Annotated in this window: 18 protein-coding genes; 11 read left to right on the top strand and 7 right to left on the bottom strand. The window is 59.8% G+C overall.

Translation table 11 applies throughout. The annotated features are described in order from the left end of the window. Positions 1 to 32 precede the first annotated feature (32 nt). The 6 genes from ACXAH8_RS12635 to ACXAH8_RS12610 form a co-directional block, all read right to left on the bottom strand. A complete protein-coding gene (locus ACXAH8_RS12635; protein WP_475218900.1) occupies positions 33 to 656 on the bottom strand; it encodes a trimeric intracellular cation channel family protein in 624 nt (207 codons plus the stop codon). After that, entirely contained in the window at positions 653 to 1,120 is a 468-nt protein-coding gene (gene rnhA / locus ACXAH8_RS12630) for a ribonuclease HI (protein WP_170380455.1), read from the bottom strand. The genes ACXAH8_RS12635 and rnhA overlap by 4 nt, the downstream gene beginning before the upstream one ends. After that, positions 1,113 to 1,706: a class I SAM-dependent DNA methyltransferase gene (locus ACXAH8_RS12625; protein ID WP_475218898.1), complete on the bottom strand. Its 594-nt coding sequence runs from the start codon at positions 1,704 to 1,706 to the stop codon at positions 1,113 to 1,115. Before ACXAH8_RS12625 ends, rnhA begins: the two co-directional genes overlap by 8 nt. After that, positions 1,703 to 2,155 (bottom strand): DUF3429 domain-containing protein, encoded by a 453-nt coding sequence (locus ACXAH8_RS12620; RefSeq protein ID WP_475218896.1) that lies wholly within the window; start codon positions 2,153 to 2,155, stop codon positions 1,703 to 1,705. The genes ACXAH8_RS12625 and ACXAH8_RS12620 overlap by 4 nt, the downstream gene beginning before the upstream one ends. Further along, entirely contained in the window at positions 2,152 to 3,102 is a 951-nt protein-coding gene (ispH, locus tag ACXAH8_RS12615; protein ID WP_475218894.1) for a 4-hydroxy-3-methylbut-2-enyl diphosphate reductase, read from the bottom strand. The genes ACXAH8_RS12620 and ispH overlap by 4 nt, the downstream gene beginning before the upstream one ends. Before the next feature lie 187 nt (positions 3,103 to 3,289). After that, entirely contained in the window at positions 3,290 to 3,865 is a 576-nt protein-coding gene (locus tag ACXAH8_RS12610; RefSeq protein ID WP_039541714.1) for a LabA-like NYN domain-containing protein, read from the bottom strand. A gap of 138 nt (positions 3,866 to 4,003) precedes the next feature. On the opposite strand from ACXAH8_RS12610, the gene folK reads away from it, so the two are divergent. From folK to rnc, 9 genes are all read left to right on the top strand, one after another. After that, the gene (folK, locus tag ACXAH8_RS12605) at positions 4,004 to 4,573 is read left to right on the top strand and encodes a 2-amino-4-hydroxy-6-hydroxymethyldihydropteridine diphosphokinase (RefSeq protein WP_475218891.1); all 570 of its coding nucleotides are present in this window, start codon (positions 4,004 to 4,006) and stop codon (positions 4,571 to 4,573) included. Positions 4,574 to 4,669: 96 nt separating this feature from the next. Continuing rightward, entirely contained in the window at positions 4,670 to 5,023 is a 354-nt protein-coding gene (gene rpoZ / locus ACXAH8_RS12600; protein WP_475218889.1) for a DNA-directed RNA polymerase subunit omega, read from the top strand. Between the two features lie 26 nt (positions 5,024 to 5,049). After that, positions 5,050 to 7,182: a RelA/SpoT family protein gene (locus ACXAH8_RS12595; RefSeq protein ID WP_475218886.1), complete on the top strand. Its 2,133-nt coding sequence runs from the start codon at positions 5,050 to 5,052 to the stop codon at positions 7,180 to 7,182. A gap of 16 nt (positions 7,183 to 7,198) precedes the next feature. Beyond that, positions 7,199 to 7,897 carry a DUF2062 domain-containing protein gene (locus ACXAH8_RS12590; protein WP_170641414.1) on the top strand — a complete coding sequence of 233 codons (699 nt, stop codon included), beginning with the start codon at positions 7,199 to 7,201 and terminating at the stop codon, positions 7,895 to 7,897. Then, positions 7,890 to 8,636: a pyridoxine 5'-phosphate synthase gene (locus ACXAH8_RS12585; RefSeq protein WP_425085635.1), complete on the top strand. Its 747-nt coding sequence runs from the start codon at positions 7,890 to 7,892 to the stop codon at positions 8,634 to 8,636. The genes ACXAH8_RS12590 and ACXAH8_RS12585 overlap by 8 nt, the downstream gene beginning before the upstream one ends. Next, complete coding sequence (locus tag ACXAH8_RS12580; protein ID WP_475218884.1) at positions 8,633 to 9,256, top strand: LysE family translocator; 624 nt, start codon at positions 8,633 to 8,635, stop codon at positions 9,254 to 9,256. Before ACXAH8_RS12585 ends, ACXAH8_RS12580 begins: the two co-directional genes overlap by 4 nt. Beyond that, the gene (gene acpS, locus ACXAH8_RS12575) at positions 9,253 to 9,672 is read left to right on the top strand and encodes a holo-ACP synthase (protein ID WP_170641408.1); all 420 of its coding nucleotides are present in this window, start codon (positions 9,253 to 9,255) and stop codon (positions 9,670 to 9,672) included. Before ACXAH8_RS12580 ends, acpS begins: the two co-directional genes overlap by 4 nt. A 56-nt stretch (positions 9,673 to 9,728) precedes the next feature. Then, positions 9,729 to 10,568 carry a signal peptidase I gene (gene lepB / locus ACXAH8_RS12570; protein ID WP_475218881.1) on the top strand — a complete coding sequence of 280 codons (840 nt, stop codon included), beginning with the start codon at positions 9,729 to 9,731 and terminating at the stop codon, positions 10,566 to 10,568. Further along, positions 10,565 to 11,245: a ribonuclease III gene (gene rnc / locus ACXAH8_RS12565; RefSeq protein WP_170662543.1), complete on the top strand. Its 681-nt coding sequence runs from the start codon at positions 10,565 to 10,567 to the stop codon at positions 11,243 to 11,245. Before lepB ends, rnc begins: the two co-directional genes overlap by 4 nt. Positions 11,246 to 11,373: 128 nt before the next feature. On the opposite strand, the gene ACXAH8_RS12560 is transcribed toward rnc, so the two are convergent. Then, a complete protein-coding gene (locus ACXAH8_RS12560; RefSeq protein WP_475218878.1) occupies positions 11,374 to 12,750 on the bottom strand; it encodes a multicopper oxidase family protein in 1,377 nt (458 codons plus the stop codon). A gap of 157 nt (positions 12,751 to 12,907) precedes the next feature. Here ACXAH8_RS12560 and era point away from each other — a divergent pair, with 157 nt between their 5' ends. After that, the gene (era, locus tag ACXAH8_RS12555) at positions 12,908 to 13,816 is read left to right on the top strand and encodes a GTPase Era (protein ID WP_170681249.1); all 909 of its coding nucleotides are present in this window, start codon (positions 12,908 to 12,910) and stop codon (positions 13,814 to 13,816) included. Then, positions 13,813 to 14,142 carry a DUF1491 family protein gene (locus ACXAH8_RS12550; protein WP_170474105.1) on the top strand — a complete coding sequence of 110 codons (330 nt, stop codon included), beginning with the start codon at positions 13,813 to 13,815 and terminating at the stop codon, positions 14,140 to 14,142. Before era ends, ACXAH8_RS12550 begins: the two co-directional genes overlap by 4 nt. Positions 14,143 to 14,160: the final 18 nt, after the last annotated feature.

Below are 14,160 nucleotides of genomic sequence, written 5' to 3'. Positions count from 1 at the left end.
GGGCCTTCGGTTTGTTGCGGTCTTTACACGCCCTATTGGCGCGGCGGGCGGGCTTTGTAGACGGGAAGCCTCCAACCAAAGATAAGCGATCCGGCGCGCAAGGCCCAGCAGATCGCAGCACATAGCGCCAGCGCGGGCAAGCCTTCGAGCCCAAGGCGTGTCGCGACCACCGCCGTCAAGGCACCTGCAAAAGCGCATGAGACGTAAAGCTCACCCTGTTTAAGCACCAGAGGGACTTCATTACAGACCACATCGCGCATCAATCCGCCCAGACATCCGGTGGTTACGCCCATCAGCACCACGATGATGCCGGATTGATCCAGCGAAAGTGCTGCTCCGGTTCCCGCAGCAACGGCAATGGACAAAGCGAAACTGTCCAGCCAGATCAGCCAGCTATAGCGGCTTTCGACCAGATGCGCGCTGAAAAACACCAGAACAGCGGCCCCGACCGCAATCAGGATGTAGTCCGGTTGGCCGACCCAGAAGATGGGATGACGATCTAGCAGCAGGTCCCGCACGGTGCCGCCTCCGACCGCTGTCAGGCAGGCGATGAAGGCAAAGCCCACCAGATCAAGCTGCGCCCGGCTGGCCACCAGCGCCCCGGTTAGCGCAAAGACCAGAACCGAGGCATAGTCCAGCAGGGCAAGCGCGCTCACTCTTGCGCCTTTGCGGGTTTGAAGGGGGCCATGCCCGCACGGGCCAGTTCATCCGCTTTTTCGTTTTCGGGATGACCCGCATGGCCTTTGACCCATTCCCATGTCACGTCATGACGACCCTGCGCCTCGTCCAACCGCTGCCACAGGTCGACGTTCTTGACGGGTTTCTTGTTCGAGGTTTTCCAACCGTTCCGCTTCCACCCGAAAATCCATCCCGTTACGCCGTTTTTCACATAGGCGCTGTCGGTCACAACGGTGATTTTGGACGCGCGCTCCAGCGCCTCCAGCGCGCTGATAGCGGCCAGCAGTTCCATCCGGTTGTTGGTGGTCTCGGCCTCACCGCCCTTGAGTTCCCGTTCTTTCAGGACCGAGTCCCCCTGCATCGCGCGCAGTAGCACGCCCCAGCCGCCGGGGCCGGGATTGCCGGAACAGGCACCATCGGTATAGGCAAATAGCTCAGGCATGGGCGGCAAGCCCAATCCAATCCGAGACCGAGCCATCCAGCCCGGTGCCGCTGCCAAGTCGTCGTGCGGTGACGGTAAAGCCCGCCTTTTGAATATAGGTTTTCAAGTCTTCCTCGGAATAATAGCTGTAGAAGCGCCCCAAACGATCCGGCCCTTCACCCTGTCCCAGCTTCATGGCGATATAGAAGACGCCCTTGGGTTTCAACGCCCGGTGAATGGCTGCCAAATGGTTCGGGAAATCCGCGCGTTTGGCGTGTAAAAGGCTGAAATTGGCCCAGATGCCGTCGTAGACATCCTCGTCCTGCAGGTCCGAGAACGCCGCCTGGCGGGCGGACACGCCAGGATGGGCCGAGGCCAACCGGACCATCTCGGCCGAGGCATCCATTGCCTCAACCTCCAGCCCCGCCTGCGCCATGATCACTGACGAGGCACCCGGGCCGCATCCCAGATCCAACACCTTACCACCTGTTGGAACGGCCTGAATGAAACGGGTTAGTTGCGGATCCTCGGTGTTGGCCTCATCGGTCAGGTCGGCATAGCGCGCGGCCTGTTCGTCATAGACTGAGATCGTCTCACGGTCGTTCATAGATACACTCCGACGGCCAAGCACAGCAGCACGATGGCCGTCAGCAGGATACGCAATCGCATCCACCAGCGTGGCGCGAGACCCCAATACCAGAACAGGGCGTCCAGCACCAAAAGCCCGGCAAAGCCGATCATCAGATTGGTGCCGGTGCCGATCGGCCCGCCGCCTGTCATGAAGAAGGCCCAAAGGGCGGGAAGGACCGACAGTGTATAGCCCACAGTCGCCTTGCTGCCCGAGGTCTTGGTGGCGAAGCCCCACAAGACACCGGACATGAAACTCAGGATAACCGAGCCATAGAACAGCTGGATGTAAGGCCCTACGAAACGAGAGCCCAGCTCGCGCATGCCCAGATCGTGCAGGTCCGAGTTCAGATAAGTCAGCGCCCCCCAAATGAACGGGATCAGCCCCGCCAACCCCAGATAGAGCGCGGATTTGGGAACGCCGTTCATGCTGGTTGCCTCAACACGCGGGGGACTTTGAACTCGACGTTTTCGACGGCGGTTTCAACAAGGTCGACGGTTACCTCGTAGTGATCGCTGAACGCGTCGATGACCTCATTCACCAGTACCTCAGGGGCTGAGGCCCCGGCAGTGATGGCAATGCTTGAAATCCCTTCAAGCGCGCGCCAGTCGATATCGGTGGCGCGTTGGACCAACTGCGCATAGTTGCATCCGGCGCGCGAGGCGACCTCGACCAATCGCCGGGAGTTGGACGAGTTCGGCGCACCCACCACCAGCAGCGCATCCGCTTTTGGCGCAACGGCTTTCACGGCCTCTTGCCGGTTGGTGGTGGCGTAGCAGATGTCTTCTTTGTGCGGGCCGACGATCTTGGGGAAACGCTCTTCAAGCGCTGCGATGATATCCTTGGTGTCATCGACCGACAGGGTGGTCTGGGTGACAAAGGCCAACTGATCCGGGTCGCGGACCTGAATCGTGGCGACATCTTCGACGGTTTCGACCAACAGCACCTCACCTTCGGGCAGTTGTCCAATGGTGCCGATGGTCTCGGGGTGTCCATTGTGGCCGATCATGATCATCTGAAGGCCATTGTCCGAGTGGCGCTGTGCCTCGACATGAACCTTCGAGACCAAGGGGCAGGTGGCATCGACATAGATCATCTCGCGCTGGGCAGCGGTGGCAGGGACGGATTTGGGGACCCCATGAGCCGAGAAGATCACTGGCCGGTCATCGGGGCATTCGTCCAGCTCCTCGACAAACACGGCCCCTTTGGCGCGCAGCCCGTCTACCACGAATTTGTTGTGGACGATCTCGTGCCGAACATAGATCGGAGCGCCCCATTTCTGTAGCGCCATCTCGACGATCTTGATGGCGCGGTCCACGCCCGCGCAGAACCCGCGCGGCGCGGCCAAGTACAAAGTCAATGGCGGCTTGGTCATGTCGCTGTCTCCTTGCGCCACAGGTAGGTCTTTTCACGGCCTTGGTCCAGACAGGGCGGCGTCATTGATCTGACATGAATCACTGATAGCCGTTAGGTGTTTCAGTACCAAACCTTAGTTAAAGAAGCGCGGCCAGGGTTTCATACCCTGACCGCGCTAATTTCATCCCCAATTGTGACGCCGTGGGTTAGTGCCCGCCGGCGGCAGCAACACTGCGTGGTTCGGTCGGCATTTCCCGAGGCGGGCGGCCGATCACGTCGCGCAGGTCTTCCAGTTCAATGAAGTTGTCGGCCTGGCGGCGCAGCTCGTCCGAGATCATCGGCGGCTGGCTGCGGATGGTCGACACGACCGAAACACGTACGCCCTGACGTTGCAGGCTGGCAATCAGCGGGCGGAAATCCCCATCGCCCGAGAACAGCACAATATGATCAACGCGTGGTGCGAGTTCCATGGCATCGACGGTGAGTTCGATATCCATATTACCCTTGACCTTCCGACGCCCCATGCTGTCGGTGTATTCCTTGGCCGGTTTGGTCACCATGGTGAAGCCATTATAGTGCAGCCAGTCAACCAATGGTCGGATCGGAGAGTATTCGTCATTCTCCAGCAGCGCTGTGTAGTAGAAAGCACGCAGAAGCTTGCCACGGCGCATGAATTCCTGCCGCAGAAGCTTGTAGTCGATGTCGAAGCCAAGTGCTTTGGCGGCGGCATAAAGATTCGAGCCGTCGATGAACAGCGCTAGCCGTTCGTCCTTATAAAACATAAATAGGTCCTTCCGGTATAATCCAGCCCGCTGCGCGTTTAAGAGTGAGTGGTGTAAAATTAAGCGTGCTGGTGTGCCTATAATTAGGGCTTTTAATGCGCATCGCAAGTATGCATTTGGCCGAATATGGGGGTATTAATGGGTAAAACCACGTCAAATGCAGTTGTCGCGATGGGCGCAAATCTCAATCTGAGCGGACTAGGGCCCAAGGTGACACTTCGCAATGCAATAACGGCGCTCGCGGATTGTGGGTTGGTGATTCGCGCCGAAAGCCGGTTTTTTGAAACCCCCTGTTTCCCTCCGGGTGCGGGCCCCGACTACGTCAATGCCGCCCTTCTGATCGAGACTGACCTTACACCTGCGCAGCTGCTGGAGGTTCTGCATGAGGTCGAGCATGAATTCGGTCGTGAGCGGGTGCAGCGCTGGGGGATGCGGACGCTGGATCTGGATCTGGTGTGCTACGATGATCAGTTATTGCCCGATCCCGCCACCTTCGATTGCTGGCTGACCCTGCCTGCGGATGCGCAGCGTCAAGAGGCGCCAGAGCAGCTGATTTTGCCCCATCCCCGCCTACAGGACCGGGCGTTTGTGCTTGTGCCCATGGCCGATGTGGCCCGGGACTGGAACCATCCGGTTCTGGGTCAGACCGTCCAGCAGATGCTCGAGGCGCTGCCAGCGGAAGACATCGCCGCGGTCACACCTTTGTAGATTGGTGGATTTGCGCTATTTCCTGCTTGTCAAGGCGCTCAAACGGTCTTAGATACAACGCTTCCTGATATGGATTCAGCAACGGAGTAGCGTTCCATGGCCCGCGTGACGGTTGAAGACTGCGTAGACAAGGTTCCCAACCGGTTTGAACTGGTGATGCTTGCCGCCCATCGTGCGCGTGAGATTTCCGCCGGTGGACCGATCACTGTGGACCGTGACAACGACAAGAACCCCGTTGTCTCGCTTCGTGAAATCGCCGACGAAACCCAGAGCGCGGATGAACTGCGCGAGCGTCTGATCGAAGCCAACCAGACCCAGATCGAGGTTGATGAGCCGGAAGAAGATCAGATGGCTCTTCTGATGGGTGCTGAATCAGAAAAACCTGCCGAAGATGACATGTCGGAAGAAAAACTCCTGCGCGCTCTGATGGAGGCTCAAGGGCAGGGGTAAGCCCTCAAAATGAAGGTGCGGACCGGATGATTTCTGCTGACGACCTGATTGCGCTGGTCCGCAATTATAACCCAAAGACAAACGCTGAACGCATCGCCGAGGCTTATGAATTCGGCCAGCAGATGCATGAAGGGCAGTTCCGCCATTCCGGCGAGCCCTACTTTACCCATCCCGTTGCCGTTGCCGCCATCCTGACCGAACAGCGCCTAGATGATGCGACCATTATCACGGCGCTTTTGCACGACACGATCGAAGACACCAAAGCCAGCTATGGCAAAGTGGCGGAGCTGTTCGGGGATGAGGTCGCCAAACTGGTCGATGGCGTCACAAAACTGACCAACCTGCAACTCTCCAGCCGCGAAACCAAACAGGCCGAGAATTTCCGCAAGCTGTTCATGGCCATGTCCAAGGACCTGCGGGTCATTCTGGTTAAGCTGGCCGACCGTTTGCACAATATGCGCACCATCAAGGCGATGCGCCCCGAAAAGCAGATTGTCAAAGCACGCGAGACGATGGATATCTACGCGCCGCTTGCGGGTCGGATGGGGATGCAGTGGATGCGCGAGGAACTCGAAGACCTCGCCTTCCGAGTGCTGAATCCGGAAGGGCGTCAGTCGATCATCCGTCGCTTCATCACCCTGCAGCGTGAAACCGGAGACGTGATCCACCGGATCACCGGCGACATGCGCCATGAGCTGGAGAAAGGGGGCATCGAGGCTGAAGTCTTTGGCCGCGCCAAGAAGCCCTACTCGATCTGGCGCAAGATGCAGGAAAAGGATCAGGGCTTCTCGCGCTTGTCCGATATCTACGGGTTCCGGATCATCACCGAAACCGAGGAAGACTGCTACCGCACCCTTGGCGCGATCCACCAGCGCTGGCGCGCGGTGCCCGGCAGGTTCAAGGACTATATTTCTCAGCCTAAATCGAACGGCTACCGCTCGATCCACACCACTGTTTCGGGTCGTGACGGCAAACGGGTCGAAGTTCAGATCCGTACCCGCCAGATGCACGATGTGGCTGAAACCGGCGTGGCCGCGCACTGGTCTTATCGCGACGGCGTCCGGACCGAGAACCCGTTTGCGGTCGACCCCGCCAAGTGGATTTCGAACCTGACCGAGCAATTCGACATTGAGGAAGATCACGAAGACTTCCTCGAAGCCGTCAAGCTTGAGATGTACTCGGACCAGGTGTTCTGCTTCACGCCGAAAGGCGATGTCGTAAAACTCCCTCGCGGTGCGACGCCGATTGATTTTGCCTACGCCATCCACACCCGTATTGGGCACGCATGTGTCGGGGCAAAGGTCGACGCGATCCGCGTGCCGCTCTGGACCCGGCTGAAGAACGGGCAGTCGGTCGATATCATCACCGCCGATGGCCAGACCCCTCAGGTCACTTGGCTTGAGATAGCGGTGACCGGCAAAGCCCGCACCGCGATCCGCCGCGCCCTACGCGAAGTTGACCGCGAACGGTTCATCAAGCTGGGCAAAGAGCTTGCGCGCTCAGGGTTCGAGCATGTCGGCCGCAAATCCACCGATAAGGCGCTGGATACAGCCGCCAAACACCTGCGTCTGAAAGACCGGCATGAGTTGCTCGCGCGTTTGGGCAGTGCCGAACTGACAGCCCATGACGTGGTCAGCGCCGTCTATCCGGAACTGACGCAGGACGACGGCGATGCGATCCCGCTGCGGCGCGCCGTGATCGGTCTTGAGCCAGGTCAGAAATTCGACCGCGCCCCCTGCTGTCAGCCCCTGCCGGGCGAGCGGATTGTCGGCATTACACATCGAGGTAAAGGCGTCGAAGTTCACGCCATCGACTGCAACCGTCTGGGCGCATATGAGAATGAGCCCGAGCGTTGGGTCGATCTCCACTGGCATTCCGGTACCCACCCGGCGGTCTATGGCGCGACACTTGACCTCACCATCGGCAACGATGCGGGCGTACTGGGGCGTATTTGCACATTGATCGGCGAAAAAAAGGCCAATATCTCAAACCTTGAGTTCGTCGACCGCAAACCGGATTTTTACCGACTGCTGATCAATGTCGAACTGCGAGACCTTGAGCAATTGCATTCGCTGATGCTGATGCTCGAGGCAGAAAGTGACGTGGCCGCTGTCGAACGGTACCGAGAGCGTGAAAATGCCGCCCTGCCGGCCGGTTAAGATGAGGTGATCAGGAGTGGTTTTCAAGCGCCGAGATCGACGCTCTCCCATTCAGGCCGCATCTGAGTTTGTCTATCCACGTGGCGGATGGACTCGCGCCTTTCACTATGTCAAACATCGCGTTCGCCGTTTGCCGGACTCGCCCGAGCGGATCGCACGCGGTATCGGGGCAGGGGTATTTGCAGCATTTACCCCCTTCTATGGCCTGCATTTTCTGGTCGCTGCCATCGGCGCGCGCCTGCTCAACGGCAATATCGTGGCCGCCCTCAGCGGCACGTTCTTCGGCAATCCGCTGACCTATGTTCCGATAGGCGTCATCTGCCTGCAGACGGGGCATTTCCTTCTGGGTACCGAATTCGAGAAAAGCGAAACCCGCGGCCTGATGGGGAAATTCGCGGATGCGATGGGCGATCTGAAGAACAACTTTCTCGCCATGTTCACTGACCGCGTCGCAGATTGGCACGGCCTGGGCCTTTTCTACCGCGAGGTATTCTACCCCTATATGATCGGCGGCATTCTTCCCGGTCTGCTGGCGGGGGTAATCTGCTTTTACCTCAGCCTGCCGCTGATCCGCACCTATCAACAGCGCCGCCGCGCACGGATCAAAGCCAAATTCGAAGAAATCAAACGTCTTGCCGAAACCGAGGCTGACACTTCGGTGGAAAAGGCACTAGCTTCAGCTCAAACCGTGAAAAAGGAATCGCGCGATGTCTGACACTTATCTGCGTCTTGGTGTGAATATCGACCACGTCGCAACTGTGCGTAACGCACGCGGAGGGGCTTACCCCGACCCGCTGCGCGCCGCCAAGCTGGCTGAAGAGGCCGGGGCTGATGGCATCACGGCGCATCTGCGCGAAGACCGCCGTCACATCTCGGACGCTGATATCGACGGGTTGATGGACGTCCTCTCGGTTCCGCTGAACTTTGAGATGGCGGCCACTGACGAGATGCAGAAGATCGCCCTTCGGCACAAACCTCATGCGGTCTGTATCGTGCCGGAAAAGCGCGAGGAACGCACCACCGAAGGCGGGCTCGAAGTCGCGCGCGAGGAAAACAAACTGGCCCATTTCATTGCTCCGCTTCGCGATGTCGGTTGTCGCGTGTCGATCTTCATAGCCGCCGACCAACGCCAGATCGAGGCCGCCCATCGCATCGGCGCCGAGGTAATCGAGCTACACACAGGCGCCTATTGCGATGCCTTCGCCGAAGGCCGCATGGAAGACGCCGAGCGTGAGCTGGAAAGCCTGCGCCAAATGTCGACGTTTGCCCATTCGCTGGGCCTCGAAGTCCATGCGGGCCATGGGTTGACCTATGAGACGGTGAAACCTGTAGCGGCCTTCCCCGAGGTGCGCGAGTTGAACATCGGCCACTTCCTGATCGGCGAGTCGATCTTTCTGGGCCTCACCCCCGCCATTCAGGAAATGCGCCGCCTGATGGATGAGGCGCGGGCTTGATCACGCCTGCTTTCATAGCGATCTGGTTTGCCTGGTTGATGGCGGGTGGTTCACCCGGCCCAGCCACCATGGGCATTGCCGGTACAGCTATGACTGAAGGTCGCCGCGCAGGGCTGGTCTTTGCGCTTGGCATTTGCGTGGGCTCCGCTGCTTGGGGTATCGCCGCCGCGCTGGGCCTGTCGGCGATCATGCTCGCCAATGTCTGGGTCTTCGAGGTGATCCGTTACTTTGGTGTCGCCTATCTGGGCTGGCTGGCTTTCAAGGCCCTGCGCCGCGCGATGACCGCCGGTGAGGTACCATTGGGTAAGCCAGTCACCGGGTCGCTGCGCACGATCTTTGCGAAAGGTGCAGCCATTCACCTGACGAACCCCAAAGCCATCCTCAGCTGGGGATCGATCTATGCGATCGTGGCCCCAAATGATGCCAGCCTTTGGGTGTTGTTGGGATATTTTGGCCTGCTCTATGCAGGATCGTTGCTGATCTTCATCGGTTACGCCTTCCTGTTTTCCTCGGCGCGTATGGTCAGCGCCTACCGGCGCGCTCGCCGCTGGTTCGATTTTGCCTTTGCGGGGTTCTTCGGCGTCGCCAGCTATAAGATTTTGACGGTGCGGTTGTCGTGATCCTCGGCGTTGGCACAGACCTCGCGAATATCGAGCGGATTCAGCGCACGCTCGACCGTTTCGGCGACCGTTTCCGCAATCGCGTGTTCACCGAGACCGAGCAGCGCAAAGCCGAACGTCGCCACGACACTGCGGGTACCTATGCCAAACGCTGGGCCGCGAAAGAGGCTTGTTCCAAGGCATTGGGCACCGGTCTGCGCATGGGCATCGCGTGGAAGGACATGGCGGTCAGCAATCTGCACACGGGCCAGCCCGTGATGCATGTAACCGGCTGGGCCGCCGACCGGCTGCGCCAGATGACGCCGGAGGGTCATGAGGCGATCATCCACGTCACCCTGACCGATGACCACCCCTGGGCGCAGGCCTTTGTGGTGATCGAGGCGCGCCCGCTTCAAGAAGCCGGTACGCAGCCTTGACTTGCCCCCGCATGGCCCGCATGTAGCACCCAACACACCAAGGAGTAGAGAGCAGTATGGCCGAGGACGTCAAAACCGGAAATCCCATCTGGGAGACGATCAAAACCATTGTCTACGCCCTGTTGATCGCAGGCGTTTTCCGCACCCTGTTCTTCCAGCCCTTCTGGATCCCCTCCGGCTCAATGAAGCAGACCCTGCTGATCGGCGATTTCCTGTTCGTCAATAAGATGGCCTACGGTTACTCCTACGCCTCCTGCCCCAGCCTGATCATCCCCAGTGTCGGTCTGGATATCGACGCCGAGGATATCTGCGGCTGGCTTCCGGGTGACGACAATACCCGCATCTGGGGCGGAGAGCCCGAGCGCGGCGATGTGATCGTCTTCCGTCACCCTGTGACGGGGCGTGACTACATCAAGCGCCTCATCGGTCTGCCGGGCGACCGCGTTCAGGTCCGTCAGGGGCAGATCATTCTGAACGGCACACCTGTCCCGCAACAAGCCGATGGTGTGTTTACCGAAGTGGCGGCTCCGCAAGGCCCGCAACGCTTGCGTCCACGATGCTCCAACGGTCCGGTCGGTATCGGTGGCGTCTGCGAGAAAGAGCGCTTTGTTGAGACCCTGCCCAATGGAGTATCCTATGACGTGCTGAGTATCGGCAATCAGGGGTCCGACAATACCGGCATCTACACGGTGCCCGAAGGCCACTATTTCTTCATGGGTGACAACCGCGATAACTCTGCCGACAGTCGCCTGCCGCAATCTGCTGGCGGTGTAGGCTATGTTCCTTACGAAAACCTGATCGGTCGCGCCGATCGGATCATGTTCTCGTCGGCCGGCCGGTCTATGCTGTTCTTCTGGACATGGCGCAGCGACCGCTTCTTTAAGGCGGTCAATTGAAGGTATCGGCCGACATAAAGGCATTTCAACACCGCTTGGGGTACGAATTCTCGAACCCCGAACTGTTGGTGCGGGCACTAACCCATGGTTCGGTTTCGTCCGCCACCCGGCCCGATAACCAACGGCTCGAATTCCTGGGCGACCGCGTTCTGGGCCTCGTAATGGCAACAGCATTGCTGGAGGCGGACAAAAAAGCCTCCGAAGGCCAACTGGCCCCTCGTTTCAACGCGCTGGTGCGTAAAGAGGCCTGCGCTGATGTCGCCCGCCAGATTGATCTGGGCGCCGTGCTCAAACTCGGCCGGTCCGAGATGCTGTCCGGGGGGCGCCGCAAACAGGCGCTTCTGGGCGACGCCATGGAGGCAGTGATTGCCGCCGTCTACCGCGACGCCGGGTTCGAAGCCGCTCGCGATGTCATCCTCGCCCTCTGGGGCGATCGCATCCATACAGTCGAATCCGACGCCCGCGACGCCAAAACCGCGCTCCAGGAATGGGCACAGGCCCGCGGCCAGAAACCGCCTAGTTATATCGAGGTCAAACGCAGCGGCCCCGACCACGCCCCGGTTTTCACCATCGCCGCCCGCCTGCAGGACGGGGCCGAGGCACAGGCTACCGCCGGATCAAAACGTCAGGCCGAACAGGCGGCGGCAAAGGCCCTTCTGGACGCGCTGCCAAAATAGCCCCGTTCATCTTCCAAAACCCGATCCGCTCTTCATCTGGCTAAAAATATCCCGGGGGTGAGGCCGGATGAAATCCGGACGAGGGGGCTGGCCCCCTCCCAGTTGGATTGGCGCAGCCAATCCAATCCCTAGACCACGCGGATATACCCGGTCAGACCGGTTTTCTGATGCTCAATCACATGGCAATGAAAGGCCCAGTCGCCGGGATTGTCCGCGACCAGAGCGATCTCGACCACCTCATCCTTCAGCAGTAGCATTGTATCGGTCAGCAAGGGCGGCAGCTTGCGTAGGTTCGACTTCAACGGTGTGAACACAAGCCCATGCAAATGGATCGGGTGCAGGTTCGGCGATTCGTTTCGCAGCCGAAGAACATAGCTTTTGCCCATCTCCAAAACGGCCAGAGGGCCAATGCCCTTGGCGGCATCGCCTTCCCAAGGGGTCCGGTTGATTGACCAGAAATTATATCCCAGAGAGCCACAGAACCCGTTATTCGGCTCTCCCCCCTCGGGCGTCCAGCCAAAGACGAACTCATGTAGCTCAGCCTTGGCCAAATCAGGCCGTACTACCGGGTTTGGGGGCAGTGGTTTCAACTCCCGCAAGTCCCGCGCAACATCCGCGCCTACGGCCCGAAGACGCGCCATCAGGCGATGCGGCTGACCCGGCAGTTTTGCGACCAGATCCACCATCTGTCCCTCGCCTGAGGGCATCGCCACCGCGAAATCCACCCGTTGGCCCGGTCCGACCAGCAGAGGGTCCTCGGCGCTAGGCAGGGGAACCTCGACATCAACCGGATGCCCGTCCCATGCGATGATCCGAGCCCCGGCGCCCTCAAGATGCAGCCGATAGATCCGGGTCGTATCCGTGTTCACCACCCGCAGTCGTACCAACCCGCCCGAGACGTGGTCATAGACAGGCGCATCCAGCCAGTTTGCGGTTTGTAAATTGCCGAATGTCCCGGCTCGCGCAGCGCCGCGCTGGGTGTACGAGGGCAAGAACTGGTCCTCGTCATCCAGCCGGAAATCACGCAGATTGACGACCTGTTCGCTGTCAAATCCGGGATCTTCGGCCTCGGCAATAACCATCACGCCGGTCAGGCCATGGGCCATCTGCTCCATCGTCATGCAATGGGGGTGGTACCAATAGGTTCCGGCATCGGGGGGCGTGAACTCATAGTCGAACAGTTCATTCGGCCCCATTGGCATCTGGGTCAGATAGGGCACGCCGTCCATCGCATTGGGAATACGCAGCCCGTGCCAATGCATCGCGGTGTAGTCCAGTGTCGAGTTGCGCACCGGCAGGCGCATCGCCTCGCCCTGACGACCCTTCAGCACCGGCGGCGGCGCATCAGAGGACAGGCTGACCATCCCGGTCGTCACCTGATCGCGCAGTGCAAAACTGGCCGATTGGATGATCAATTCAGGCGCGGCCGAGGCCAGGCCGAACCCTCCCAACCCGATTGCTCCTGCGGCGGCGCTGCTGCCCAAAAGGAACTCGCGACGTTTCATGATTTGCCTCTTTGATGAAATCCTCGCCTGGCTGTCATCGGCGTGGCGTTTGGCTACAGTTTCACTGCGTTCCGCGGACCGCAATGCGACAAATCCCTCTGGCCTGCGCGGGCATTCTGCTATAGGGGTGCGCACTTGCAAACAGGATCGCAACCACATGACCACACGCGCCGGATTTATCGCCCTGATCGGAGAGCCAAACGCAGGCAAATCCACCCTTTTGAACCGCATGGTCGGGGCCAAGGTCTCGATCGTGACGCATAAGGTGCAGACCACCCGCGCCCGCATCCGTGGCGTGGCGATGGAGGGCGACGCGCAACTGGTCTTTGTGGACACGCCCGGCCTTTTCAAACCCCGCCGCCGTCTGGACCGTGCCATGGTTGCCGCAGCGTGGGGTGGGGCGGCTGATGCGGATGTCGTTGTCCTGATGATCGAGGCCCATCGCGGCATCACCGAAGGCGTCGAGCGGATCCTCGAAGGTCTCGAAGAGATCGGGCAGGGCCGCACCATCGCGCTGGCCATCAACAAGATCGACAAGGTGCCCTCCGAGAAGCTATTGGCGCTGACCAGCGACTTGAACGCTCGCTACCCTTTTGCTGAGACCTTCATGATCTCGGCTGAGAAAGGCCACGGCGTCGACGATTTGCGCAAATGGCTGGCGGGTGAGCTGCCCGAAGGTCCTTGGCTCTATCCCGAAGACCAAATCGCCGATCTGCCCCTGCGCATGATCGCCGCTGAGATGACACGCGAAAAGCTGACCCTGCGCCTGCATCAGGAACTGCCATATCAGCTGACCGTCGAGACGGAGAACTGGGAAGAGCGCAAAGACGGCTCGGCCCGGATTGATCAGATCATCTATGTCATGCGCGACGGCCACAAAGGCATCGTGCTGGGCAAAAAAGGCGAAACGATCAAGGCTGTTAGTCAAGCCGCGCGGGCCGAACTGGAAGAGTTCCTCGACCGCAAGATTCACCTGTTCCTGCAGGTCAAAGTCCGGCCCAACTGGCTGGAGGAATCGGAGAGGTACTCGGAGATGGGTCTGGATTTCAAAGACGGCAACGCATGACCCGTCTGACCGCAGACTTCTGGGTCCATGCCTATCTGGCACGGCTGCGGTTTCAGGAAATCCCGGCCTTTGTGGTGGCGCATGGCGACAACACGGCGGGTGCGGTGCTGGTCAAGCTCAACACGCTTGATGGGCAGGCGGTGGCCTTCCAACGCAGCTTTGACCTGATGAGCGGCGCGCGCAAATGGGTAGAACTCTCTAGCGGTGCCGAGGGTGATGTGGACGAGGCCATCCAACGCCAGCGCAGCTTTGACCCTGATCTCTGGGTGATCGAGGTCGAAGACCGGCAGGGGCGGCATTTACTGGATGAAGAGGGGCTGGAATAGCCCCACTTACAGGGACTT

The sequence above is a fragment of the Ruegeria sp. ABV3_008 genome (assembly GCF_056161185.1).
This window is presented reverse-complemented; position numbering and strand designations above follow the sequence as displayed.

Bases quoted from the DNA above. Each gene is read 5' to 3' on its own strand.
- ACXAH8_RS12560 (WP_475218878.1), bottom strand. From the start codon at position 12,750: ATGAAACGTCGCGAGTTCCTTTTGGGCAGCAGCGCCGCCGCAGGAGCA.
- folK (WP_475218891.1), top strand. From the start codon at position 4,004: ATGGGTAAAACCACGTCAAATGCAGTTGTCGCGATGGGCGCAAATCTC.
- ACXAH8_RS12625 (WP_475218898.1), bottom strand. From the start codon at position 1,706: ATGAACGACCGTGAGACGATCTCAGTCTATGACGAACAGGCCGCGCGC.
- ACXAH8_RS12550 (WP_170474105.1), top strand. From the start codon at position 13,813: ATGACCCGTCTGACCGCAGACTTCTGGGTCCATGCCTATCTGGCACGG.
- rnhA (WP_170380455.1), bottom strand. From the start codon at position 1,120: ATGCCTGAGCTATTTGCCTATACCGATGGTGCCTGTTCCGGCAATCCC.
- ACXAH8_RS12595 (WP_475218886.1), top strand. From the start codon at position 5,050: ATGATTTCTGCTGACGACCTGATTGCGCTGGTCCGCAATTATAACCCA.
- lepB (WP_475218881.1), top strand. From the start codon at position 9,729: ATGGCCGAGGACGTCAAAACCGGAAATCCCATCTGGGAGACGATCAAA.
- era (WP_170681249.1), top strand. From the start codon at position 12,908: ATGACCACACGCGCCGGATTTATCGCCCTGATCGGAGAGCCAAACGCA.
- ispH (WP_475218894.1), bottom strand. From the start codon at position 3,102: ATGACCAAGCCGCCATTGACTTTGTACTTGGCCGCGCCGCGCGGGTTC.
- ACXAH8_RS12620 (WP_475218896.1), bottom strand. From the start codon at position 2,155: ATGAACGGCGTTCCCAAATCCGCGCTCTATCTGGGGTTGGCGGGGCTG.
- rpoZ (WP_475218889.1), top strand. From the start codon at position 4,670: ATGGCCCGCGTGACGGTTGAAGACTGCGTAGACAAGGTTCCCAACCGG.
- ACXAH8_RS12585 (WP_425085635.1), top strand. From the start codon at position 7,890: ATGTCTGACACTTATCTGCGTCTTGGTGTGAATATCGACCACGTCGCA.
- ACXAH8_RS12610 (WP_039541714.1), bottom strand. From the start codon at position 3,865: ATGTTTTATAAGGACGAACGGCTAGCGCTGTTCATCGACGGCTCGAAT.